A 23548-nucleotide genomic window follows, 5' to 3' on the forward strand; every position below is an offset into this window, starting at 1 on the left:
GCTCGGCGAGCTTGGCCTACCCTTCCCACGGGCGACACCCCTCCACCAGCTTCGCTGGTCCCCCTCCCCTTGCAGGGGAGGATTGGAATGCTGGGGGTGACGCCGCCTTCCCTACCCCCTATCTCCACCCCATGAAAAAACCCCAGCCGGGTCTGCCGACCCGTGAGCAAATCCTCGCCTTCATCGAACAGTCGGACCAGCCCGCTGGCAAGCGCGAGATCGCACGTGCTTTCGGTCTCTCCGCGCAGGAGAAGATCGGGCTGAAGGCGCTGCTCAAGGATATGGCCGATGAAGGGCTGATCGACAGCGCGCCGGGCCGCGCGTTCCACAAGATGGGCGGGCTGCCCAAGGTGACGGTGTTGCGCGTCGTCGATGTCGATGACGGCGGCAATGTCTGGGGCCAGCCCGAGCGTTGGGAAGCGGACGGCGTCCCCATCCCTCGCCTGCGCATCCGCGAGCGCAAGCGCGGGAGCCTGGGCATCGGCCAGCGGGTGCTGGCGCGTACCGAGGAAGCGGGCGGCGGCTGGATCGCGCATGTCATGAAGACCATCGCGCCCGCCTCCGAACAGGTGCTGGGCGTGCTGCGCGAGGAGGCGGGGCGCTTCTGGCTGACCAGCGTCGACAAGAAGGACCGGCGCGAGATGATGGTGTCGGACACCGGTGGCGCGGAAGCGGGCGACCTGGTGCTGGCCGAAAAGGCGGGCCGTCCGCCGCGCATCACCGCAAAGGTGGTCGAGCGGCTGGGCGATCCCTTCGCCCCGCGCAGCTTCTCGCTGATCGCGATCCACAAGTTCGAGATCCCCGACCGCTTCCAGCCCGAGACGCTGGAGGAAGCGGAGCGGGTCGCGCGCCAGCCGCTGGGCGACGACCGCGAAGACCTGCGCGATCTGCCCATCGTCGCGATCGACCCGGTCGATGCGCGCGACCATGACGACGCGGTCTGGGCTGCGCCCGACGACGATCCCGCGAACCCGGAGGGCTGGCGCGCTATCGTCGCCATCGCGGACGTCAGCTTCTATGTCCGCCCCGGCTCGGCGATCGACAAGGATGCGCGGCGGCGGGGCAATTCGGTCTATTTCCCCGACCGGGTGGTGCCGATGCTGCCCGAAATCCTGTCGGCCGATGTCTGTTCGCTGAAACAGGGTGAGGACCGCGCCGCGCTCGCCTGTCATCTTCAGGTGACGAAGGACGGCAAGCTCAAGGGCTTCCGCTTCACCCGCGCGGTCGTGCGGCTGGCGGCGAATATTGCCTATGAGGATGCGCAGGCCGCGATCGATGGCGAGTTGTCGCACCCGCTGACAGAGACGGCGCTGCGCCCGCTCTGGGACTGTTGGGCAGCACTGGCCAAGGCGCGCGACGATCGCGAGCCGCTCGACCTCGACCTGCCCGAACGGCGGGTGGTGCTCGACCAGAATGGCCGCATCCTGTCGGTCGCGCCGCGGGCGCGGCTGGATGCGCACCGGCTGATCGAAGATTACATGATCGCGGCCAACGTCGCCGCCGCCAAGGCGCTGGAGGCCAAGAAAGCCCCCGTCATGTACCGCGTCCATGAGGTGCCCAGCCGCACCAAGCTGGTCGCGCTGAAGGAGTATCTGGAAACCTTCGACGTCCCATTTGCGATGGGACAGGTGATCCGCCCGGCGACGTTCAACCGGATCATCGACAAGATCGGCGACGCGGACTTCAAGCCGCAGGTGATGGAGCAGATCCTCCGCTCGCAGACCCAGGCCTATTACGCGCCGGTCAATCAGGGGCATTTCGGCCTGTCGCTGGGGTCCTACGCGCACTTCACCTCGCCGATCCGGCGCTATGCCGACCTCGTCGTCCACCGTGCGCTGGTGGGGGCGTATAAGCTGGGTGACGGAGGCCTGCTGCCCGAGGGCGAGGAGATGGAGCGGCTCGGCACCTCGATCAGCCAATATGAACGCCGCGCGATGGAGGCGGAGCGCGAGACGATCGATCGCTATGTCGCGGCCTATCTGTCCGAGCATGTCGGCCAGGTGGTCGAGACGCGGATCACCGGCGTCACCAATTTCGGCTTCTTCGCCACCGTCGACGGCGTGGGCGGCGACGGGCTGATGCCGATCCGCGACCTGGGCGGTGACTATTTCCATTACGACGAGTCGTCGCAGCAACTGCTCGGCGAGAAGAGCCGCGAAATCTACAAGCTGGGCCAGCGCCTGCCGCTGCGCCTGGCCGAGGCGAACCCGGTATCGGGGGCGCTTCGCTTCGAGCTGCCCGACGGCAAGGGTGCGGCCCCCGAACCGCGCCGGGTGCTGAAACGGCGCGGAAGGCCCGCCAACATCCGCCACAACGGCAAACGACGCTGATCCTCTCCGGCACGGGGAGGTGGCAGCGCGCCGGCGCTGACGGATGGGGGCTTCCACACAGGCCCCACCTTGCGGCACGCCCCCTCCACCACCGCTTCGCGGCGGTCCCCCTCCCCGTGCCGGGGAGGATCGGGATCGCCCTGCCGCCCCATGCGTACCCTCCCCCAAGGAGACACACGCATGGGCAATATGGTGGACGGCGTCTGGCACGCCGACGGGCTGTTCAAATCGGACGAGAAGGGCAGCTTCAAACGCCCCGACTCGGGTTTCCGCGATTGGGTGACGGCGGACGGAGAACCCGGCCCCGATGGCCAGACCGGCCACCGCGCCGAGGCGGGGCGCTATCACCTCTATGTCTCCTATGCCTGCCCCTGGGCGCATCGCACGATGATCATCCGCGCGCTCAAAGGGCTGGAGGACATGATTGGCCTGTCGGTGGTTGATCCGCTGATGCGCGACAATGGCTGGACCTTCGCGACGACGCGCGGCGGCACCGGCGACCCGATCCACGGCGCGGACTATCTGTGGCAACTCTATGCTCGTGCCCGCGACGGCTACAGCGGCAAGGTCACGGTGCCGGTCCTGTGGGACAAACAGCGCGATACGATCGTCAGCAACGAGTCGGCCGAGATTATCCGCATGTTCAACACCGCGTTCGACGGGCTGGGCGCGCGGGAGGGGAATTACTATCCTGCGGACCTCCGCGCCGAGATCGATGCGGTCAACGCCGCCGTCTATGACCGGGTGAACAACGGCGTCTACAAATGCGGCTTCGCCAAGACCCAAGCGGCCTATGACGAAGCGGTCGGTCCATTATTCGCCGAGCTGGATTCGTTGGAAGAGCGGTTGACGGGCCGGGAATGGCTGGTCGGTGATCGAATGACCGAGGCGGATATCCGGCTGTTCACCACGCTGGTCCGCTTCGATGCGGTCTATCACGGGCATTTCAAATGCAATATCCGGCGGGTGCAGGACTATCCGGCGCTGGAAGCCTTGCTGGAACGGATGCTGGCGATCCCGGAGATCGCGGCGGCGGTGCATCTCGATCACATCAAGACGCATTATTATGCCAGTCATTTGGAGCTGAACCCGACCGGGATCGTGCCGGCCGGGCCGGCCTTGCCGTGGGCGGGTTTGGTCCACGCGTAGCACTTCTTAAGCCCCTCCCGCAGGCGGGAGGGGTTTGGGGAGGGCATGGGGTCTCACCGAGACCGTCGCTCGTGGCTTTCCCTCCCCCATCCCCTCCCGCTTGCGGGAGGGGCGTGCCAAGATCAGTAAGCCCGGCCGATCAGTACCCGCTCCACCGCCTCGCGGCCGGTGAAGATGCAGGGGCCGTCATCGCAACCCGTCTGGCCCATCGGCGCGTTGCGGATGGTCAGCTTCAGCCCCTTGAGCTTCTCGACCACCTGCTCCAGTTCCGCCCCCGTGGGCTTGGCCCAGCGGACATCGACCCAGCCGGGGTTCTTCACGCCGTCCGCGAAATGCGCCTCGACGCCTGCCCAGTCGTCGACGGGCACGATCTGCGCCTTCAACCGCTCGGCCGACTGGCGGTGGAGCTCGCCCTGGATGTCGGCCAGCAGGTCGGCGACGCCGCTTACGAAATCACCACGCGGCTGCACGACCGAATCGAGCTTGCCGTCCTCGCGGTACAGCCGGTCGCGGCGGATGACCGAGACGTTGCCGCCCGCCATGTCGCGACCGCCGACCTCGATGATGACCGGCGCGCCCTTCTTGACCCAGCCCCAGCGCTTGTTGGCGGCCTTTTGCGCGCGGCCATCGACCATCGCGCGGATCGGTTCGCCCAGCGCCGACTGCCCGACCAGTTCCTTTTGCAGGTCGCGGCAATAGGCCAGCAGCGCCTCGTCCTCGGGCTGGTCGCGCAGCATGGGTACGATCACCACCTGCCACGGTGCGACCTTGGGCGGCACGCGCATGCCGTCATCGTCGCCGTGCACCATGATCATCGCGCCGATGGTGCGCGTGGTCATGCCCCAGCTGGTCGTCTGCGCGAAGTCCAGCCCGCCCTCGGCATTCTGGAAGCGGATATTCTGCGCCTTGGCGAAATTGTCGCCCAGGAAGTGGCTGGTTGCCGTTTGCAGGGCCTTGCCGTCCTGCATCATTGCCTCGATCGAATAGGTCGCAACCGCACCGGGGAAGCGCTCATTCTCGGGCTTCTCACCGGCGATGACGTGGACGCCCAGGCAATCCTCGGCGAAGCTGCGATAGACTTCGAGCATCTGGAGCGTCTCGGCGCGTGCTTCGTCGACCGTGGCATGGGCGGTATGCCCCTCCTGCCACAGGAATTCGGCGGTGCGCAGGAACATGCGGGTGCGCATTTCCCAGCGGACGACATTGGCCCATTGGTTGATCAGCACCGGCAGGTCGCGCCACGACTGGACCCAGCGGGCAAAGGCGGTGCCGATCACCGTTTCCGACGTCGGCCGCACGACCAGCGGTTCCTCCAGCTTAGCCTCGGGATCGGGCACCAGCCCACCCTTGCCATCGGCGATCAGCCGGTGATGCGTGACGACCGCCATTTCCTTGGCGAAGCCGTCGACATGCTCGGCCTCCTTCTCGAAATAGCTGAGCGGGATGAACAGCGGGAAATAGCAATTCTCATGCCCCGTCGCCTTGATGCGATCGTCGAGCAGGCGCTGGATGCGCTCCCAGATGCCATAGCCCCAGGGGCGGATGACCATGCAACCACGGACGCCCGATTCCTCGGCCAGATCGCCCTCGGCGATGACGGACTGATACCAGGCGGAGAAATCCGCGTCGCGGGTGACGGACAGAGCGTGCTTCATGCCCGCCCGATAGCGGCAAAGGGGGCGGTTCGCCAATAGGGCGGCTGCTTGTGGCCTTTCGTCACGGGCCGGCACGGGCTAGAGCCGCCCTCATGTCCGATGACCGCGTGCTGAAAGGCATCGGCCTGCGCCTGATCGCCATTTTCTTTTTGTCGACCATGTCGGCGTTCGTGAAGCTGGCCGAGTCGCGTGGGGCGAGCTTGTCCGAAACCATGTTCTTTCGACAGCTTTGCGCGCTGCCGGTCGTGCTGGCCTTCGTCATGGCGGGGCCGGGCCTGGCGTCACTGCGCACCACGCGGTTGAAGGGACATGCCACGCGCGCGATGATCGGGCTGGTCGGCATGGTCTTCACCTTCGGCGCGGTGTTGCTCCTCCCGCTGGCCGAGGCGACGACGTTCCAATTCACCGTGCCGATCTTCGCCACGCTGCTGGGCGCGCTGGTGCTGGGCGAGAAGACGGGACTCCAGCGCTGGAGTGCGGTGCTGGTCGGCTTTATCGGCGTGCTGATCGTCGTGCGGCCGGGTGCCAACGACATGTCGCTGTTCGGCGCGGGCGTCGGGCTGTTGGCGGCGATGTTCGTCGCGATCGTCGCCATTGTGCTGCGCCAGTTGCGTGACGAGCCGGCGACCACGACCGTCTTCTACTTCACCATCCTGACCCTGCCCTTCATCGCCGTGCCTTATGCCTTCCACCTCAAGGCGCATGATCCGCTGACTTGGGCGATACTCGCCTCGATCGGGTTGGTCGGCGGTCTGGGACAATTGGCGCTGACCGGCGCTTCACGGCTGGCGCCGGTCGCGGCCGTCGTGCCGATGGATTATTCCGGGCTGATCTGGGCGACCGTCTATGGCTGGCTGATCTTCGGCGTGCTGCCGACGACCGGCACATGGGCTGGTGCGCCGGTCATCATCGCCAGCGGGTTGTTCATCGTCTGGCGCGAGCAGCAACTCGGCAAGCAGCAGACGATCACCGCGGCGCCGGAAGATTGATACTCCCCGATATGGGGAAGATTTTCAGCGCATTTCCCATGTCGTTGGCGCATTCTCCTGCCAGCCGGCCCGATGGAGCAGCGGCGTATCGTCGTCCCATTCGGCGTGGCCAAGGCAAAGATAGGCCGTGAACGCCCAGTCCTCCGGCACCGCGAAGATCAGCTCCATCGCGGCGGGGTCCAGGATCGACACCATCCCCATCCCCAGATTGGCTGCCCGCGCCGCCAGCCATAGCGTATGGATCGCCATCGCGGTCGACTGGCGCAACGTCTCCGGCATGGTGCGGCGGCCCAGGCCGTACCCCTCGACCGGGTCGATATGGGTGAAGACTGCCAGCTGCACCGGCGCGGCGTCCAGTCCGGCGAGCTTGAGCGCCCGGTAGGCGCTGGCCCGTTCGTCGGCATAGTCCGCCGCCGCCGCCTCGTCGCAGCGCTGGAAATCGGCGCGGACGGCGGCGCGCAAACCGGGGTCCTCGACCCGGATCACCCGCCACGGCCGGGCATTGCCGACCGAGGGGGCCAGCGCCATCGTCTCGGCCAGGTGGGCCAGCACCGCTTCGTCTACGGGATCGCGCCGGAAGTGTCGGACATCGCGCCGCCAGCGCAGGATCGCCTCCAGCGCCCCGGCCTGGGCTTCGTCAAAGCGCATCGCCCAACCCCTTCCTGTTCGGAACATCCCACGGCGCTCGCGCGTCCGCTTCCACGAGGTTCAATCGATTTACCAAGGGGGATCAATCACCTGTGAGCGAACGGAAATTAATGCTGCTCGGCTGGATCGCCACTGCGACGGCGGTGGCCATGTACCTGTCCTATATCGACCAGATACAGCTCAATCTGGCGGGACAGAAGGGTTCGGTGATTCAACCGCTGGCGACGATGGTGAACTGCTCGCTCTGGGTCGCGTACGGGTTCTTGCGCGAGAAGCGGGACTGGCCGATCGTCTTCGCCAATGCGCCGGGGGTGATCCTGGGTGGGATTTGTTTGTTCACCGCGCTTTAATAGCAATCTACCCTCACCCTTCCCACCCGCGATGCGGGCGGGCCCCTTCCCTCTCCCATTGGGAGAGGGAGGGAGGCGCAGCGCGCCGGAAGGGTGAGGGCAACTATGCGATCAGGCGGCCTTGTCCTTCCACACCAACACGGGCTTGCGCGCGGCGAGCGTTTCGTCGAGGCGCGCGCGCGGCGCGAAGTGCGGCGCAGTCTTGAGCGACGCATCGCCCGCCTTGGCCCGCTCCGCCACCGATGCCAGCGCGCCGATGAACTGATCGAGCGCGGCCTTGGACTCGGTTTCGGTCGGCTCGACCAGCATCGCGCCGTGGACGACCAACGGGAAATACATGGTCATCGGGTGGAAACCCTCGTCGATCAGCGCCTTGGCGACGTCGATCGTCGAGAAGCCCTCGGCCAGGCCTTCGTCCGAGAAGATGGCTTCGTGCATGCACGGGCCGCTCTTGGCGAAGGGGGCGTCGAGCGTGTTCTCCAGCGAGCGCAGGACGTAGTTCGCGTTGAGCACGGCATCCTCGGCGACCTGCCGCAGGCCGTCCGCACCGTGGCTGAGGATATAGGTCAGCGCGCGGGTGAACATGCCCATCTGGCCGTGGAAGGCGACCATGCGGCCGAAGCTGTCGGCGTGATGGTCGTCGGCATTTTCCTCCTCGACCAGCCGGAAGCCCTCACCCGTCTTCTCGACAAAGGGGAGCGGTGCGAACGGCGTCAGCGCCTCCGAGAACACCACCGGCCCCGAACCCGGCCCGCCGCCGCCATGCGGAGTCGAGAAGGTCTTGTGCAGGTTGATGTGCATCGCATCGACGCCCAGATCGCCCGGACGCACGCGCCCGACGATGGCGTTGAAGTTCGCGCCGTCGCAATAGACGTAGCCGCCAGCGGCATGGACCGCGTCGGAAATGTCCTTCAGGTCACGCTCGAACAGGCCGCAGGTGTTCGGGTTGGTGATCATCACACCCGCCACGTCCGGTCCCAGCCGCGCCTTCAGCGCATCGGTGTCGACACGGCCGTCCGCGGTCGCGGGGATGTCCTCGACCGAGAAGCCCGCAAACGCCGCCGTCGCCGGGTTGGTCCCGTGCGCCGACTCCGGCACCAGGATGATCTTGCGGTGGCCCTCGCCACGCTTTTCCAACGCCGCCTTGATCGCCAGGATGCCGCACAGCTCGCCATGCGCGCCCGCCTTCGGGCTCATCGCGACCGAGGTCATGCCGGTCAGCGTGACCAGCCAGTGCGCCAGTTGGTGGATCACCTCCAGCGCGCCCTGCACCGTGTCGACGGGGGCGAGCGGGTGAACGTCGCTGAACCCCGGCAGACGCGCCATCTTCTCGTTCAGGCGCGGATTGTGCTTCATCGTGCACGAACCCAGCGGGAACAGGCCCAGGTCGATCGCGTAATTCTGACGCGACAGACGGGTATAGTGGCGCACCGTCTCCGGCTCCGACAGGCCGGGCAGGCCGATCGGGTCCTTGCGAGACAGGTCGCCCAGACGCGAACCGGCGACATCGCCCTCGGCGAAGTCGACGCCGGTCGTCTCGCTGTCGCCGATCTCGAAGATCAGCTTTTCTTCCAGCATCAGCGCACGGTTGCCGGTGAAGGTCGCCGGGACCGACGCTTCGTTGGCTTGGGGGCTCGTGGGCTTCCAGCCGCTCTGGTTGATCGTCATGCCAGCACCTCCTCGAGAGCCTTGGCAAGCGTCTCGATATCCTCCGCCGTCACCGTCTCGGTGACCGCCACAACCAATCCGTTCGCGAGGGCGTCCTCACCCGGATAGAGCCGTCCGAGCGACACGCCCGCCAGCACGCCGCGATCGGCGAGCGTCCGCACGATCGGACGCGCCTCGCGGCCCAGGTCCAGCGTGAACTCGTTGAAGAACACATCGTTGACCAGCTTGACGCCGGGCACCTTGGCCAGACGGTCCGCCGCGCGGCAGGCGTTCGCATGGTTGATCCCCGCCATGCGACGCAGACCCGCCTCGCCCAGCAGCGTCATGTGGATCGAGAAGGCGAGCGCACACAGCCCCGAATTGGTGCAGATGTTCGACGTCGCCTTTTCGCGGCGGATATGCTGCTCGCGGGTCGACAGCGTCAGCACGAACCCGCGCTTGCCGTCCGCGTCCACCGTCTCGCCACAGAAGCGGCCCGGCATCTGGCGGATATACTTGTCCTTGCAGCCCATCAGGCCCACGTAAGGACCACCGAACTGAAGCCCGACGCCCAGCGACTGGCCTTCGCCCACGACGATATCGGCGTCCATCTCGCCCGGCGAACGGACAGCGCCCAGCGCGACCGGCTCGGTCACGACGGCGATCAGCAGCGCCTTCTTGGCGTGGCAGGCCTCGGCCAGCGGGGTCAGGTCGGCGATGCGGCCGAGAATGTCCGGATACTGGACGACGACGCAGGACGTGTCGGCGTCGATCGCCGCGATCATCTGGTCGATATCGGTCTCGGCGGTCAGGACGGGCGTGCCGGTCTCCAACGTGTCGCCGGTGTACTTCGCCATCGTCTTGGCGACCGAGACATAATGAGGGTGCAGGCCCGACGACAGGATCGCCTTGGACTTCTTGGTGATGCGCCGCGCCATGCCGATCGCTTCCCAGCAGGCGGTCGAGCCGTCATACATGGAGGCGTTGGCGACATCGGTGCCGAGCAGACGCGCGACCTGCGTCTGGAACTCGAACAGCATCTGCAGCGTGCCCTGCGCGATTTCCGGCTGATAGGGCGTGTAGGCGGTCAGGAACTCGCCACGCTGGATTAGATGATCGACGCTGGCGGGGACATGATGGCGATACGCGCCGCAGCCCAGGAAGAAGGGCACGTCGCCCGCGACCATGTTCTTGCGGGCCAGCGCGGTCATGTGCCGCTCGACCGCCAGTTCGGACGCGTGGTTGGGCAACCCCGCGATGGGGCCGGACAGGCGGGCGGATTCAGGGACGTCGACGAACAGGTCGTCGACCGATCCAGCACCGATGACCGAGAGCATCTCGGCCCGGTCGGAAGAGGTAAGGGGCAGGTAGCGCATGCGTTCCATTTCTCCGCCCCTCACCCCGAAAACCTCGCGGATCGAGGGGTCATCGCCCATCCCCTTCTTCTCCCCTCCCGCAGGCGGGAGGGGTCGGGGGAGGGCAGTCGGCTTCAACAAGCCTGATGGTCCGGGGGAGAGCGAGTCCCCTCCCCCAGCCCCTCCCGCCTGCGGGAGGGGAGAAAATAGTTTAGAGCTTGGCGACGAACGCGGCGTAGGCGGCTTCGTCCATGAGGCCGTCCAGCTCAGACGCGTCCGAAAGCGTGATCTTGAAGAACCAGCCCTCGCCTTCCGGATCGCTGTTCACCAACGCAGGCTCGTCGGCCAGCTGGGCATTGCCCTCGACCACGGTGCCCGACACCGGCGCATAGACGTCCGAGGCGGCCTTGACCGACTCGACCACGGCGGCCTCGTCGCCCTTGGACAGCTCGCGGCCTTCCTCGGGGACGTCGACGAACACGATGTCGCCCAGGGCTCCTTGCGCATAATCGGAGATGCCGACCGTGCCGACATCACCGTCGACGTCGATCCACTCATGATCTTCGGTGAAATAGCGGCTCATGGTCACTTGGCTCCTGAACGAACGTAACGATGGGGGACGAACGGCATGCCTGTGACGGTGGCGTCATGGGTCTTGCCGCGTTGAAGCAGTTTGAGGGCCGTGCCGGGCGTCGCCAGCGCGGTCGGAACATAGGCCATGGCGATCGGCGCGCCCATCGAGGGGGCAAAGCCGCCGCTGGTCACGCGACCGATGACCGATCCGTCCTCGGCGACCACCGACGCGCCTTCGCGCACCGGCTGGCGGCCCGCGACGGTCAGGCCGACGCGCTTGACGGCGGGGCCGTTCTCGCGCTCGGCCAGGATGCGCTCGGCCCCCAGGAAGTCGGCCGCCTCGCGACGCTTCTTGGCGAGCGCGAAGCCCAGATCGGCCATCACCGGCGTCGTCTCGGGGTCGAGGTCATGGCCGTAGAGCGGCAGTCCCGCCTCCAGACGCAGCGAGTCGCGGGCGCCCAGACCAATCGGCTTCACTTCCGCCTGTTCGCACAAGCGGTCGGCGAACGCGGCGGCATGCTCGGCCGGGATCGAAATCTCGTAGCCGTCCTCGCCGGTATAGCCCGAGCGGCTGATCCACAGCGGCACGTCGTTCCAGGTGAAGTCGGCGGCGGTCATGAACACCAAAGCCTCGACGCCCGGCACGATCCGCGACAGCGCATCGACCGCCTTGGGACCCTGGAGCGCCAGCAGTGCCTGCTCGTCGAGCAGGTTCAGCGTCGCATCGTCGGGGATGAAGTCGAGCAGATAGGCAATGTCGTCATATTTGGTCGCGCCGTTGACGACCATGTAGAGTTCCTCGGCACCATCTAGGGTGCGCTTCGTCACCATCAGGTCGTCGAGGATGCCGCCCTCTTCGTTCAGCAGCAGCGAATAGCGATTCTTACGATCGCCCAGACCCGTAATGTCGCCCGGCAGGACCTTTTCCAGCGCGGTGATGACCGGGCCCAGACCGTTCTCGCCGGTGAAGACCACCTGGCCCATATGGCTGACGTCGAACAGGCCCGCCGACTCACGGGTCCAGAGATGCTCGGCCATGATGCCTTCATACTGGACCGGCATTTCATACCCGGCGAACGGAACCATACGGCCACCGCGCGCACGATGCCATGCGTCCAGCGGCAGCGTCTGGATGATCTCCTGACCCTCGGGGGCGTCTTCTACGTTCAGGTCTGCGGTGTCGCTCACGGGGCCGGTCTCCGTCAAAAGGGTGTCGGCTAGGGACGCAAATGTCCTTACCCGATCCGATCCCCCTCTGTCACGGAACCTGAGAGCTTTCGCCGGAAATTCCGGCTTACCCCTTCGGTGGCACGACGACCCAAGGCCGAGGCGCGCTTTCCAGAGTGTCGATGGCGATCACGCGGTCCCATTTGCCTGAGAGATTCCGGGGTGGTTGCTCCTTCGGCGGCCGGGTTTTCGTCACCTGAAAGGCGAACCCGGCGCTCTCCCGCGCGCGCCTATGTCGGACATGTCCGACATCGACGCCGCGCCCTCTGCCGGGCAGGTGGTTCCAAGTCAATCGGGGATGGCGAAGGCCATGCGCGATTATTGTGGATAGCGTCGCGAATCTTCTTCCCTGCCAGAGAACCCGGCAGGCGGAGGTGCCCGGCAGAAGGGCCACCACCACCGTTTCCCCAGGCCCCGCTCCCCGTGTCGGGCAGGATCGGATTACCGAGTCGCGTTGTACCGCAGCTGCGCGTCGGTCAGTTGGAACCCGACCAGCGCCTCGAAGCTGGCGCTCGCCACCGCCTGGCGCACCTCCGGATTGGTCAGCGGATCGACCGCCGCATCCTCGTCCCCGGCCTTGCGGCGACGGGTCAGCTTTTCGCGGACGTCGTCGGGCAAGGTCGCCGCCGCCCGCGAGATGGTGGTCGAGGCCTCGCCCGCCACCTGGCCGCGCGCCTGGCCCGCATCGAAATGCACGTTCACCCGGCCGACGCGCTTGGCGACGACGTTGGTCCCGCCGCGCACGATCGCGATGTAGTAAGGCAGCACCACGTCCCGCGCCGCCGCCGTGTCGGTACGCCGCGCCTCGATGTCGAAATTGACCGTCGTCACGATGTCGGCCCCCGCATCGGCGCAGTTGCCGCGCACATTGGTCAGGTTGGCGACCAGATCGATCGACCGCTCGTCGGTCGCGCCCAGCGTCTTGAACAGCGTGATGTCGCCGGTCCCCGCCGCGACGCCGACCACCGGGCAGGCCGAGCGGACGGCGGTGATGCCGCCCGAGGCATCGATCTCACCCGTACGGGCGCAGCCGCCGAGAACGAGCGCAAGGGCGACGGGAGCGAGAAACGATGCTTTCACAGGTCGAAACGCCTATTCTGGATGCCGAAGCATGATGCCGGTTTGGTCGCCAGCATAGGAACCGGGTTGGACGCGCGCAAGCAATGGCGTAGAGCCGTTCCCATGACTGACGCCCCGAAGCCGCCGCTCGACCTGTTGATCGCCGCCCCGCGCGGTTTCTGTGCAGGCGTCGACCGCGCCATCCGCATCGTCGAGTTGGCGCTCGAAAAGCACGGCGCGCCCGTCTATGTCCGGCACGAGATCGTCCACAACAAGTTCGTCGTGGACAGCCTGAAGGCCAAGGGCGCGATCTTCGTCGAGGAACTGGACGAGGTGCCGCCCCACGCGCACGTCGTCTTCTCCGCGCATGGCGTCCCGAAGTCGGTTCCCGCCGATGCCGAGAGCCGTGGCCTGGAATATTTCGACGCCACCTGCCCGCTCGTCTCCAAGGTCCATCGCCAGGCCGAGCGGCTGGTCGAAATGGGCCGCCACATCGTCTTCATCGGCCATGCCGGACACCCCGAGGTCATCGGCACCTTCGGCCAGGTGCCGCAAGGCTCGATGTCGCTGGTCGAGACGGTCGTGGATGTCGAGGCCTTCGCACCCGCCGACCCCGACAATCTCGCATTCCTGACCCAGACCACCTTGTCGGTCGACGACACCGCCGCGACCATCGCGGCGTTGCAGCGCCGCTTCCCCTCGATCCAGGGGCCGCGCGGCGAGGATATCTGCTACGCCACGTCCAACCGTCAGGCCGCCGTCAAGGCGATCGCCGCCGAGTGCGACGCGGTGCTGGTGATCGGCGCGCCCAACTCCTCCAACTCGCTGCGTCTGGTCGAAGTGGCCGAGCGGGCGGGCAAGCGCGCGATGCTGATCCAGCGCGCCGCCGATCTTGACTGGGCGTTCCTGGACGGGGTGACGACTTTGGGCCTGACCGCCGGGGCCTCCGCGCCCGAACTGCTGGTGCGCGAACTGGTCGATCGCCTGTCGGAGCGTTTCACCGTCAGCGAGCGCGAGGAAGAGACGACCCGCGAGACGATCGCCTTCAAGCTGCCGCGCGGGCTGGAAGCGGCCGCCTGAACCATGGCCGTCTATACGCAGGTTTCGGCCGAGGCGCTCTCCGCGTTTCTGACACGCTATGACGTGGGTGCGCTGATCTCCGCCAAGGGGATCGCCGAGGGCGTCGAGAACAGCAATTATCTGGTCGACACCACGACCGCCCGGTTCATCTTGACGCTGTACGAAAAGCGCGTGGCGGCAGGCGACCTGCCCTTCTTCCTGGCGCTGCTCGACCATCTGGCGGCCAAGGGGCTGCCAGTGCCACCCGCGATCAAGGACCGGGACGGCGTGGAGATACAGGAGCTGGCTGGCCGCCCCGCCTGCCTGATCCAGTTCCTGACCGGCGTGTCGCTGTCGCACCCCACCCCGGCCCAGGCGCTGGCGGCGGCGGATGCGCTGGGGGCGATGCACCGGGCGGTGCAGGACTTTCCGCAGAACCGCGCCAATTCGATGGGCCATGCCAGCTGGCGGCCGCTGTTCGCGCAATGCGGGCGCGATCTCGACCGCATCGAGCCGGGTCTGCACGACGCTATGGGCGAGGCGCTCGACGCCGTGCTGGGCGGCTGGGAGGCGCAGGGCCTCGATACATGCGTCATCCATGCCGACCTGTTCCCCGATAATGTCCTGGTGCTGGGCGACAAGGTCACCGGGCTGATCGACTTCTATTTCGCCTGCACCGATTTTCGCGTCTATGACCTAGCCGTCATGCACTCCGCCTGGAGTTTCGACGCCAGCGGCGACGTGTACGCGCCCGAGATCGGCGAGGCGCTGGTCGAGGGCTATCAGCGCCACTTCCCGCTGACCGAGGCGGAGCGCGCGGCATTCGCGAAGCTGGCGATGGGGGCATGCCTGCGTTTCGCCCTGTCGCGGGCGTGGGACTGGCTCAACACCCCCGCCGACGCGCTGGTGACGCGCAAGGACCCGCTCGCCTATTGGCGGCGCTATATCGCCTATCGCGACGGAAAGGCCGGACTGTGACCCCCGTCGAGATCGCCACCGACGGCGCATGCAAGGGCAATCCCGGTCCAGGCGGCTGGGGCGCGCTGATCCGCGCAGGCACGCATGAAAAGGAATTGTCCGGCGGCGAGGCGCTGACCACCAACAACCGCATGGAACTGATGGCCGCGATCGAGGCGCTGAACGCGCTCAAGCGCCCCTGCGCCGTCACGCTGTCGACCGACAGCCGCTATGTGATGGACGGCCTGACCAAGTGGATTCACGGCTGGAAGCGCAACGGCTGGCGCACCGCGGACAAGAAGCCGGTCAAGAACGCCGAACTCTGGCAGGCCCTGCTCGCCGCCGCCGAGCGCCACCAGATCGAGTGGAAATGGGTGAAGGGCCATGCGGGCCACCCCGATAACGAACGTGCCGACAAGCTGGCGAGTGATGCTGCGGAGACGTTTCGAGACAAGTAATTTTCTTAATCCACAAAATTTAAAAAATATCCCAAAAAGATTTTTTTGGATTTTTAATCTTTTAGGCTGAATAATTTATAAGTTCTGATAGTCATATGTCATTCTGGTTAGCAATTATCAGAATTTTTCACTCGACACGCACCTATCTACAGGATTTCCTAACCTTTACTTTATACTTGACAACTAGCACCTTGGCGACAATCTCCTCGGCAGCGTTGTAAGTATAGATATGGATAGCTTCACAAAAGTCCTCTGGATCACACACACGAATAATGAGTGGACAGCGCTGTCTGCAGTCGGCTCCCTTAGCGCAGCGGTCGTCGCCGCCATTGCAGCAATCATTGCGCTATATGTACCCTTCAGGATGAAGGACGCTGCGGAAAAAGAAGCCAAAAAAGCGCTCCGAATCCGACAGCATGAAATTGCATCAGCTACATATAATGCCCTGGATGTTATAATCTCGGCAGTTGAGGCACGCAGCCAATCGGATGCCAATGCACTCCACAAGGCTTCAGCCAAGGCCGCTGGCTTGGCCGAAACGCTACCACTACTTGTGAATCACCCAGGATTGACTGACGGACCGATAGTCGCGGCGATGACCGTTCGACAGGCCCTCCTTGCTGTAACCCGTGCAGGGGACGCACTTCGCACAGCAACACTTAAGTTCACTACAACCAATCCAGCCGCCCTAGGCAATTCTAACGCTATAAATCAGCTCATGAGCGCCGCAACGATCTATTACGAACTTGATGCAGCATTAACACTATCAAAAGAATCAGAAATTCGGATTGAGAAATTTAGAAAATATCATGATATACCTGTAAGATCAGGAGGTGTTTTTCCTGTACTACCACCTGCGGTCTGATTTTAGAATTACGATGTTTCGATGCCCGCCTAAATCGGCATCGAAACATCGCCCGGCATCAATTCTGCCTCTTCAAACTCAGTTGCTTTTCGTTAAAAAACGTCTCACGCAATAGCATTCCGGGTCCACACCGTCCGGCATCGGCCCCTCGCCCAGCAGCAGCGCCGCCGCCAAGGCCGACGCGGCAGGCGCGGTCTGGATGCCGAAGCCGCCCTGCCCCGCGCACCAGAAAAAGCCCGGCATGCGTGCATCGAAGCCGTATACCGGCGCGCGGTCGGGGGCGAAGCTGCGCAGCCCTGCCCAGCGGCGCTCGACCGCCTCGACGCGCCAGTCGACGACCTTTTCCAGCCGGTCGATGGCAACGGCCACGTCCCATTCCTCGGGCGCGATGTCGCAGGGCACGCTCGGCGTCTCGTCATGCGGGGTCAGCCAGAGCCGCCCGCCCGCCTCGGGCTTGAAGTAGAAACGACCCGCTATGTCGACGACATGGGGGAGGCCATCCGGCACGGGCGGATCGGTGCGGAGTTGCACCATGGTCCGGCGATAGGGGGTGATGCCGATCGGCGCGACACCCGCGAGCTTTGCCACGGCATCGGCCCAGGCACCGGCTGCATTGACCAGTAATTTGGCCGAAAACGATCCCGCGCGGGTTTCCAGATGCCAGACGCCATCGCGCCGCTCGGCCGCCAGCAAAGCCCCGCGGGTCCGGATTTCCGTGCCAGACGCCTTTGCCGCCGCCAGATAATCCGCATGCAGCGCGGCGACGTCGATATAGGCGCAGCTCGGCTCCCAGACGCCGTGTACCCATTCGGGGCGAAGGCCGGGGATACGCGCCGCCGGATCGACGCGCGACAGGTCCACCCCGCTCCCATCGAAATCCGTGAGCAGTCGCTCGACCCGCGCCTCGTCCTCCTCGCGGCCGACGTGCAGCGAGCCGAGCGGGGTTAGATAGCCGCCTTCGCGCAGGGCAGGGCCCGAGGCGGTGGTCAGTGGTTGCACTGCCGGGCCGCCATATGTTTCCGACCAGAAAGCCGCCGAACGCCCCGTCGCATGGCGGCCGGGCATGTCCTCCGCCTCCAGCAGCAGAACGCGCGCGCGCCGGCCGATCGCGGCGGCGAGACTCGCCCCGGCCATGCCCGCACCCACGATCGCGACCTCGTGGATCACCCCGCCACCCCGTCCAGAAAAGCATCGATCGCCGCCAAGGCGCGCAGCCGCACCGGATCGACTTCGCGCAGCAACTCATGCGCCGCCTCTGGCCCGAACCGCTCGACCCGCGCGCCGATCCGGGCCGCGATGGCGGTGGCGGCCTTGGGATCGACCAGGCGGTCGGCTTCGGCGACCAGCATCAGCGAGCGGACGCTCACACGGTCCAGCCGGGGATCGCGGCTCAGCGCCCGGATCGAGCGCATCGCGGAGGCGAGCCAGCCCCAGCTCGGCGGTCCCAGCGCCAGTTCGGGCGCTTGCGCATACCAATAGCCCTCATCCTCGAACCGCTCGGCATCATGGGTCAGGTTGCGCTGGCGGGTATGATGACCCGGCCCGTCTTTGGCTTCCCAGATGGCGCGCTCGGCCCGGCCCAGCGCGTTCATCAGGCCGATGATCCCCGCCCCCAGCAGCGCGCCGGTCGGCAGGCGCAGGCCCAGCATCGGCGCCACGAGAAGGAGCGCATCCGGGTCGACCGCCCCCTCCACCACCGCGCGCAGGGCGAGATGCCCGCCCATCGAATGGCCCGACAGGATATGGGGCAGGCCGCGCGCCGAATCCTCGGCGCGCCACCCGGCCCAGAACGCGCGCAGATCCTCTACCAGGATCGAAAAATTGACCCCATGACCGACATGGGGATCGGCGAGCAGCCGCCCCGATCCGCCCTGCCCGCGCCAGTCGAAGGCGGTGACGCTCCACCCCCGAGCGACGAGATGGGCGAAGACCTCCAGATATTTCTCGATCACATCGGCCCGGCCGGTCTGGAACAACAGCCGCCCGCGCGGCGCCTCCGCCACCCAGTCGAAGCGCCGATGCTCCCATCCATCGGGCGCGTGCCAGCGCGACAGCGTGGCGGCGGCCGGAAAACTCCGACGAAGGGACAGGCTATCGGTCATCCATGTCCCGGTTACGGTTTTGAAAGCCCTGCCGTCTAGGGCTTGATGGCATGGAATGGACCATAATGCGTATCGCGCTGCTGGTGGCGCTCGTCCTGCTGCTGGTGTCGGCGGGGATCGAGGATGCGCGCACCCGCGAGATCGCCGACGCCAAGAATATCGCCATCGCGCTGCTCGCGCCGCTCTGGTGGTGGACAAGCGGCCTGGCGGTATGGCCCGACATGGCCGTGCAGATCGGCATCGCGCTGGCCGTGTTCCTGCTGTTCGCCCAGGCGTTTCGCATCGGCATGATGGGCGGCGGCGACGTGAAGATGATCGCAGCCATCGCGCTGTGGCTGCCGCTGTCGTCGCTGTTCCGCATGGTGCTGGTCATGTCGATCGCGGGCGGGGCGGTCACGATTGCGATGCTGGTCGACCACCGTCTGCGCGTCCGAAAACAGGGCGATGCGGCTCCGGCGATCGAGGTTCCCTACGGCGTCGCCATCGCGATCGCCGCGCTCGTTACCCTTCAGGAACCGTTATTTAACCCCTTTCCGTCTATTTAACCGATCCAATGAACCGGGCACCGGGCTCGGCCAAGGCCAAAGAACGCAGGATGGACAGTCGCAAAGTGTTACTGCTGGTCGGGGCCCTGCTGATCGCGGGGATCACGGCCCTATTCGCCCGAACCGTCACATCGGGTAGCAGCGTTCCCGCCGCCGAGGCGGTCGTGGCGATCGCGGCGCCTGCGCCCGGAACCGAGATTCTGGTCGCCACCCGCACCCTGCCGGTCGGCACGATCATCGAGCCCACCGCACTGAAATTCCAACCCTGGCCCAAGGACATGCTGGCCGGTGCCTATTATGTGAAGGGTCAGGCCGACATCGCCAAATTGCAGGGCACCGTGCTGCGCTACGCGATCACCGCGGGCCAGCCGCTGACCCAGGGCGCGGTCGTCAGCCCCGGCGATCGCGGATTCCTGGCCGCCGCGCTGACGCCCGGCATGCGCGCCGTGACCGTGCCGGTGTCGGCGCAGACGGCGGTGGCGGGCTTCGTCTTTCCCGGCGACCGGATCGACATGGTCCTGACCCAGGATGTCGCGGGCGGCGGCGACGGCCCTCCGCTCAAGGTGTCGGAGACGATCCTGCGCAACATCCGCGTGTTGGCGACCGACCAGCGCACCGACAATCAGGCCTCCGGCGACGGCAAGACGCCGGTCCAGACCTTTACCACCGTGACGGTCGAGGCGACGCCGAAGATGGCCGAACAGCTCGCGGTCGCGCAGACCGTCGGCACGCTGTCGCTGTCGCTGCGCGCGCTGGCCGAGCGGCCCGCCGACCTGAATGCCAAGGGCGATCCGGGTGCCGTCGCGCAGCCGATGGCCGACCGCGCCTCCTATGTCACCGGGGCCGACGTGTCCCGCTATCAGCGGCGCACCGTGCCGGGTCGCCAGAATAGCGATGCCCCCGATCACGGGACGATCGCCATGGCGAACGGTGCGTCCGGGATGACCGCCGGGATCGGCACCGCCGCCCAGGCGATGCGCGGCGTGGCCGACAATGCGGGCGTCCGCGTCGCACGGGGCAGCGCCTCCGGCTCCGGGGCAGCGCCGAGCGCCATGCCGATGGGGGGTGGAAATTGATGTCGCTTCGATCGATGCTTTCGCGCGCACCCCGCGCATCGGCCTTCGTGCTGATACTGGCCCCGCTGCTCCTTGCGCCCGCCCCTGCCCGCTCCGCCCTGCCCGATCCGGGCGATTCGACCCCGGCCAGCGACGGCTCGGGCGCGCTGGAGATCAATACCGGGCGGGCGCGGCTGATTACGTTGCCCCGGCCAATGACCGACCTGTTCGTCGCCGACGACAGCATCGCCGATGTCCAGGTCCGCTCGCCCACCCAGCTCTATATCTTCGGCAAGAAACCCGGCGAGACGACGGTATCGGCGACCGCGCGCGGCGGCGCGGTCGTCTATGCCGCGACGGTCCGGGTCGGCAACAATCTCGATTCGATCGGGCGGATGCTGAAGCTGGCCATGCCCGAGGCGCAGATCGTGCCCACGCCGATGAACGGCCTGATCCTGCTGACCGGCACCATCGCCTCGCCCGACGACGCGGCCGAGGCCGAGCGGCTCGTCCAGGCCTATGTCGGCAAGGACACGCGCGTCATCAGCCGGCTGAAGACCGCGACCCCGCTTCAGGTCAATCTTCAAGTCCGTATCGCCGAGGTGAACCGCAGCTTCGTCAAGCAGATCGGCGTCAACCTGTTGAACCGGGACGCCAATTCCAGCGGCTTCGTGTTCGGCGTCGCCTCAGGGCGTAATCCCGGCTCGATCACCGACGTCACCGATGCCACCGGTCGGGTGACCGGCACGCAATATACCTTCAATCCCGGTGCGCAGCGCACGACGCTGGGCCTGGGCGGGCGCGTGCTGGGTATGGACCTGCTGAGCGCGATCGATCTGGGCGAGACGCTGGGTCAGGTGTCGACGCTGGCCAATCCCAATCTGACCGCGCTGTCCGGCGAAACCGCGACCTTCCTGGCGGGTGGCGAAATCCCCATTCCGCTTTCCAGCGGTTTCGGCGCGGTGTCGGTCGAATATAAGCAATATGGCGTCAGCCTGTCCTACACGCCGACGGTTTTGTCCGATGGCCGCATCTCCCTGCGCGTCCGGCCGGAAGTGTCGCAGCTTTCCTCGCTGGGCGCGGTCACGATCAGCGGCACCTCGATCCCCGCGCTGACCACCCGGCGGGCCGAGACGACCCTGGAGCTGGGGTCGGGGCAGAGCATGATGATCGGCGGACTGCTGTCCAACTCGCGCGACAATTCGATCGAAAAGACGCCGTGGCTGGGCGACCTGCCGCTGATCGGTTCGCTGTTCCGCTCCAACGCCTTCAAGCGTAACGAGACCGAACTGGTCATCATCATCACCCCCTATCTGGTGAAGCCGGTCAACGCGCCCTCCGACATCGCACTGCCCACCGACGGGATGCGTTCCCCGAACGATGCCGAGCGGGTGCTGCTGGGGCGTATGGGGAGCATCGATCGGACGCCGCGTCCCGTGCCGACCATGGCCCCGCCGGTACAGGGTCGCCCGGTGGCCGCCGGGATCTCCACCACGCCCCCCGCCGCGGCCGCCCTGCCCGTTCGCAAGACCGTGCCGACTCCCGGCTTTTCCGAATGACCGCCCGTCCAAGGATCAAGCGCCCCATGCGTCGTTTCCCGCTTCTCCTGACGCCGCTCGGCCTCGCGCTGATGACCGGCGGCTGCATGGGTGCCGGTCAGCCGGGTCTGGAGTCCGCCCATCAGCCGGTCGTGTCGCAGACCGACTATGCGCTCGATCTTGCCTTGTCCGGCGGACGGCTGGCGACGGACGAGGATCGGCGGCTCGACGGCTGGGCGCGCAACCTCCATCTGGGCTATGGCGACCGCGTCGCGGTGGAGGACCCGGCGGGCGAAGGTCCCGTCGCCTATCGCGAGGTCGCGAACGTCATCGGCCGCTATGGCTTGCTGCTCGGCCAGGCCTCGCCGATCACGCGCAGCCCGGTGGCGCCCGCGACCATTCGCGTGGTGGTGACGCGCAGCGTGGCGACCGTGCCCGGCTGTCCCGACTTGCGGAGCGACACCGCACCCGATCTGGAGGGGCGGACCTCGTCCAACCATGGTTGCGCGATCAACCGCAACCTGGCCGCGATGGTCGCCAACCCCACCGACCTGGTTCAGGGCGTGGGCGCCCCCGCGGCCACCGATCCCGCCACTGCGACCCGCGCGGTCCGGGCGCTGCGTGTCGCGCCGCCGAGCGGCAATGGCGGCACCACGTTGCGCGATCCGAACACGATCCAGAGCGGCGGCGGCGGCCTCCCGGCGCCGAGCGCGGGAGGCGCGCAATGAACGCCCCCTGGAAACCCGCCATGCTGACCACGCGCGATCCCTTCCTGGCCTTTGTCAGCGACGAATGGACGGCGGAGGCGATCCGGCCGCTGGCCGCCGAACAGGGATGGTCGGTCGACAAGGTGATGAAGGGTGGCCTGTCCGGCGCGATCCAGTCGCTGTCGGTATCGGCCAGCCCCCAAATCCTGCTGGTCGACCTGACCGAGACCGTCGATCCCGCCAGCGAGATCAACAATCTGGCCGAGGTGTGCGAGCCCGGTACGATCGTGATCGCGATCGGCCCGGTCAACGACGTGCGGCTATACCGTTCGCTGATGGCGAGCGGCCTGCACGATTATCTGCTGAAGCCGATCAACGCCGACCATTTGCGCGACACGATCGGCCAGGCGCGCAGCCAGCTTCATGCGCCCCGCCCCCTCGACATGGAGCCCGAAAAGGCACCGTGCAGCGTCGCGGTGGTCGGCGTTCGCGGCGGCGTGGGCGCATCGACCATCGCCACCTCGCTCGGCTGGCTGATGGCGGAGCGGCTGGACCGGACGACCGCGCTACTCGACCTGGACGTGCATTTCGGCACCGCCGCGCTGGCGCTGGACCTGGAGCCGGGGCGCGGGCTGGTCGATGCGATCGACAATCCCAGCCGCATCGACGGGCTGTTCCTGGAACGCGCCATGGTCAAGGCGTCGGAAAAGCTGGCGATCCTGTCGGCCGAAGCCCCGATCAGCGCGCCTATCCTGACCGACGGCCTCGCCTTCGCGCAGCTGCAGGACGAGATGCGGCTCAATTTCGAATCGACCATCGTCGACCTGCCGCGCGGGTTGATGATCCAGCAGCCGATGCTGGTCGCGACGGCGCAGACCATCGTGCTGGTCACCGAACTGACCCTGGCCGCCGCGCGCGACACGATCCGCCTGTTGTCCTGGGCCAAGATGCACGCCCCGCAGGCCACCGTCCTGACCATCGCCAACCGGGTGCAGCCCGCCGCGCAGAGCGAGATCGCGCAGAGCGATTTCGAGGGATCGATCGAACGTCCGATCGATTTCGTCATGCCCTATGACCCCAAGCTGATCGTCCAGGCCGCCAAAGTCGGCAAGCCCATCGCCGAACTGGGCCGCACGTCGCGCACCATCGCCCCGCTGGTCGAGCTGACGCAGCGCCTCTGCACCTCGGCCGAGGGCAACGCGGACATGCCCGCGAAACGCGGGCTGCTCGACCGGTTCGACCTGAAGTCGCTGCTCAACAAGCGGACGCGGGCCGACTGA

At 66.5% G+C, this 23548-nt stretch carries 22 protein-coding genes and 1 riboswitch; of the genes, 13 read left to right on the plus strand and 9 right to left on the minus strand.

Annotation, left to right across the window (positions count from 1 at the left end):
• Window positions 1–131: 131 nt before the first annotated feature.
• Together rnr and KV697_RS06555 are read left to right on the plus strand one after the other, a co-directional pair.
• Entirely contained in the window at window positions 132–2330 is a 2199-nt protein-coding gene (gene rnr, locus KV697_RS06550; protein WP_219020605.1) for a ribonuclease R, read from the plus strand.
• A 180-nt stretch (window positions 2331–2510) separates the two neighbouring features.
• On the plus strand, window positions 2511–3479 hold the full coding sequence (locus tag KV697_RS06555) for a glutathione S-transferase family protein (RefSeq protein WP_219020606.1): 969 nt from the start codon (window positions 2511–2513) through the stop codon (window positions 3477–3479).
• Window positions 3480–3601: 122 nt separating this feature from the next.
• Here KV697_RS06555 and proS read toward each other — a convergent pair whose 3' ends face one another.
• Window positions 3602–5134: a proline--tRNA ligase gene (gene proS, locus KV697_RS06560; protein WP_219020607.1), complete on the minus strand. Its 1533-nt coding sequence runs from the start codon at window positions 5132–5134 to the stop codon at window positions 3602–3604.
• Window positions 5135–5226: 92 nt separating this feature from the next.
• Between proS and KV697_RS06565 the strand changes: the two genes are divergently transcribed.
• Window positions 5227–6123 (plus strand): DMT family transporter, encoded by an 897-nt coding sequence (locus tag KV697_RS06565; protein WP_219020608.1) that lies wholly within the window; start codon window positions 5227–5229, stop codon window positions 6121–6123.
• Between the two features lie 24 nt (window positions 6124–6147).
• Here KV697_RS06565 and bluB read toward each other — a convergent pair whose 3' ends face one another.
• Window positions 6148–6771, minus strand: a complete 624-nt coding sequence (gene bluB, locus KV697_RS06570) for a 5,6-dimethylbenzimidazole synthase (RefSeq protein ID WP_219020609.1) — start codon at window positions 6769–6771, stop codon at window positions 6148–6150.
• Window positions 6772–6881: 110 nt separating this feature from the next.
• On the opposite strand from bluB, the gene KV697_RS06575 reads away from it, so the two are divergent.
• Window positions 6882–7121, plus strand: coding sequence for a SemiSWEET family transporter (locus KV697_RS06575; RefSeq protein ID WP_042484722.1), 240 nt, complete (start codon window positions 6882–6884; stop codon window positions 7119–7121).
• Window positions 7122–7232: 111 nt separating this feature from the next.
• Here the strand turns inward: KV697_RS06575 and gcvPB are convergent, their stop codons facing one another.
• The 5 genes from gcvPB to KV697_RS06600 form a co-directional block, all read right to left on the minus strand.
• Window positions 7233–8789: an aminomethyl-transferring glycine dehydrogenase subunit GcvPB gene (gene gcvPB, locus KV697_RS06580; protein WP_219020610.1), complete on the minus strand. Its 1557-nt coding sequence runs from the start codon at window positions 8787–8789 to the stop codon at window positions 7233–7235.
• Window positions 8786–10144: an aminomethyl-transferring glycine dehydrogenase subunit GcvPA gene (gene gcvPA / locus KV697_RS06585; RefSeq protein ID WP_219020611.1), complete on the minus strand. Its 1359-nt coding sequence runs from the start codon at window positions 10142–10144 to the stop codon at window positions 8786–8788. The genes gcvPB and gcvPA overlap by 4 nt, the downstream gene beginning before the upstream one ends.
• 190 nt (window positions 10145–10334) lie before the next feature.
• Complete coding sequence (gcvH, locus tag KV697_RS06590; RefSeq protein ID WP_219020612.1) at window positions 10335–10706, minus strand: glycine cleavage system protein GcvH; 372 nt, start codon at window positions 10704–10706, stop codon at window positions 10335–10337.
• A 2-nt stretch (window positions 10707–10708) separates the two neighbouring features.
• Window positions 10709–11884, minus strand: coding sequence for a glycine cleavage system aminomethyltransferase GcvT (gene gcvT / locus KV697_RS06595; RefSeq protein WP_219020613.1), 1176 nt, complete (start codon window positions 11882–11884; stop codon window positions 10709–10711).
• A gap of 163 nt (window positions 11885–12047) precedes the next feature.
• Window positions 12048–12156: riboswitch (glycine riboswitch) on the minus strand.
• 208 nt (window positions 12157–12364) lie between these two features.
• A complete protein-coding gene (locus KV697_RS06600; protein ID WP_219020614.1) occupies window positions 12365–13003 on the minus strand; it encodes a hypothetical protein in 639 nt (212 codons plus the stop codon).
• A gap of 102 nt (window positions 13004–13105) precedes the next feature.
• Here KV697_RS06600 and ispH point away from each other — a divergent pair, with 102 nt between their 5' ends.
• From ispH to KV697_RS06620, 4 genes are all read left to right on the plus strand, one after another.
• Window positions 13106–14062 carry a 4-hydroxy-3-methylbut-2-enyl diphosphate reductase gene (ispH, locus tag KV697_RS06605; protein ID WP_219020615.1) on the plus strand — a complete coding sequence of 319 codons (957 nt, stop codon included), beginning with the start codon at window positions 13106–13108 and terminating at the stop codon, window positions 14060–14062.
• Window positions 14063–14065: 3 nt separating this feature from the next.
• A complete protein-coding gene (thrB, locus tag KV697_RS06610) occupies window positions 14066–15019 on the plus strand; it encodes a homoserine kinase (protein ID WP_219020616.1) in 954 nt (317 codons plus the stop codon).
• A complete protein-coding gene (rnhA, locus tag KV697_RS06615; RefSeq protein ID WP_219020617.1) occupies window positions 15016–15456 on the plus strand; it encodes a ribonuclease HI in 441 nt (146 codons plus the stop codon). The genes thrB and rnhA overlap by 4 nt, the downstream gene beginning before the upstream one ends.
• A 364-nt stretch (window positions 15457–15820) precedes the next feature.
• Window positions 15821–16321: a hypothetical protein gene (locus KV697_RS06620; RefSeq protein WP_219020618.1), complete on the plus strand. Its 501-nt coding sequence runs from the start codon at window positions 15821–15823 to the stop codon at window positions 16319–16321.
• 78 nt (window positions 16322–16399) lie between these two features.
• On the opposite strand, the gene KV697_RS06625 is transcribed toward KV697_RS06620, so the two are convergent.
• Together KV697_RS06625 and KV697_RS06630 are read right to left on the minus strand one after the other, a co-directional pair.
• Window positions 16400–17455, minus strand: a complete 1056-nt coding sequence (locus KV697_RS06625; protein WP_374011409.1) for an NAD(P)/FAD-dependent oxidoreductase — start codon at window positions 17453–17455, stop codon at window positions 16400–16402.
• A gap of 29 nt (window positions 17456–17484) precedes the next feature.
• A complete protein-coding gene (locus KV697_RS06630; RefSeq protein ID WP_219020620.1) occupies window positions 17485–18423 on the minus strand; it encodes an alpha/beta fold hydrolase in 939 nt (312 codons plus the stop codon).
• A 50-nt stretch (window positions 18424–18473) separates the two neighbouring features.
• Here KV697_RS06630 and KV697_RS06635 point away from each other — a divergent pair, with 50 nt between their 5' ends.
• Genes KV697_RS06635 through KV697_RS06655 form a run of 5 tightly spaced genes read left to right on the plus strand, consistent with a single transcriptional unit; the run spans window position 18474 to window position 23548 of the window.
• Window positions 18474–18968, plus strand: a complete 495-nt coding sequence (locus KV697_RS06635; protein WP_257575651.1) for an A24 family peptidase — start codon at window positions 18474–18476, stop codon at window positions 18966–18968.
• A 50-nt stretch (window positions 18969–19018) separates the two neighbouring features.
• Window positions 19019–20044 carry a Flp pilus assembly protein CpaB gene (gene cpaB, locus KV697_RS06640; RefSeq protein ID WP_219020621.1) on the plus strand — a complete coding sequence of 342 codons (1026 nt, stop codon included), beginning with the start codon at window positions 19019–19021 and terminating at the stop codon, window positions 20042–20044.
• 47 nt (window positions 20045–20091) lie between these two features.
• Window positions 20092–21582, plus strand: a complete 1491-nt coding sequence (locus KV697_RS06645; RefSeq protein ID WP_374011394.1) for a type II and III secretion system protein family protein — start codon at window positions 20092–20094, stop codon at window positions 21580–21582.
• A 26-nt stretch (window positions 21583–21608) separates the two neighbouring features.
• Complete coding sequence (locus KV697_RS06650) at window positions 21609–22289, plus strand: CpaD family pilus assembly lipoprotein (protein WP_219020623.1); 681 nt, start codon at window positions 21609–21611, stop codon at window positions 22287–22289.
• Window positions 22286–23548: a pilus assembly protein CpaE gene (locus KV697_RS06655; RefSeq protein WP_219020624.1), complete on the plus strand. Its 1263-nt coding sequence runs from the start codon at window positions 22286–22288 to the stop codon at window positions 23546–23548. Before KV697_RS06650 ends, KV697_RS06655 begins: the two co-directional genes overlap by 4 nt.

It is taken from the genome of Sphingomonas sanguinis (assembly GCF_019297835.1).
GTDB lineage: Bacteria > Pseudomonadota > Alphaproteobacteria > Sphingomonadales > Sphingomonadaceae > Sphingomonas > Sphingomonas sanguinis_D.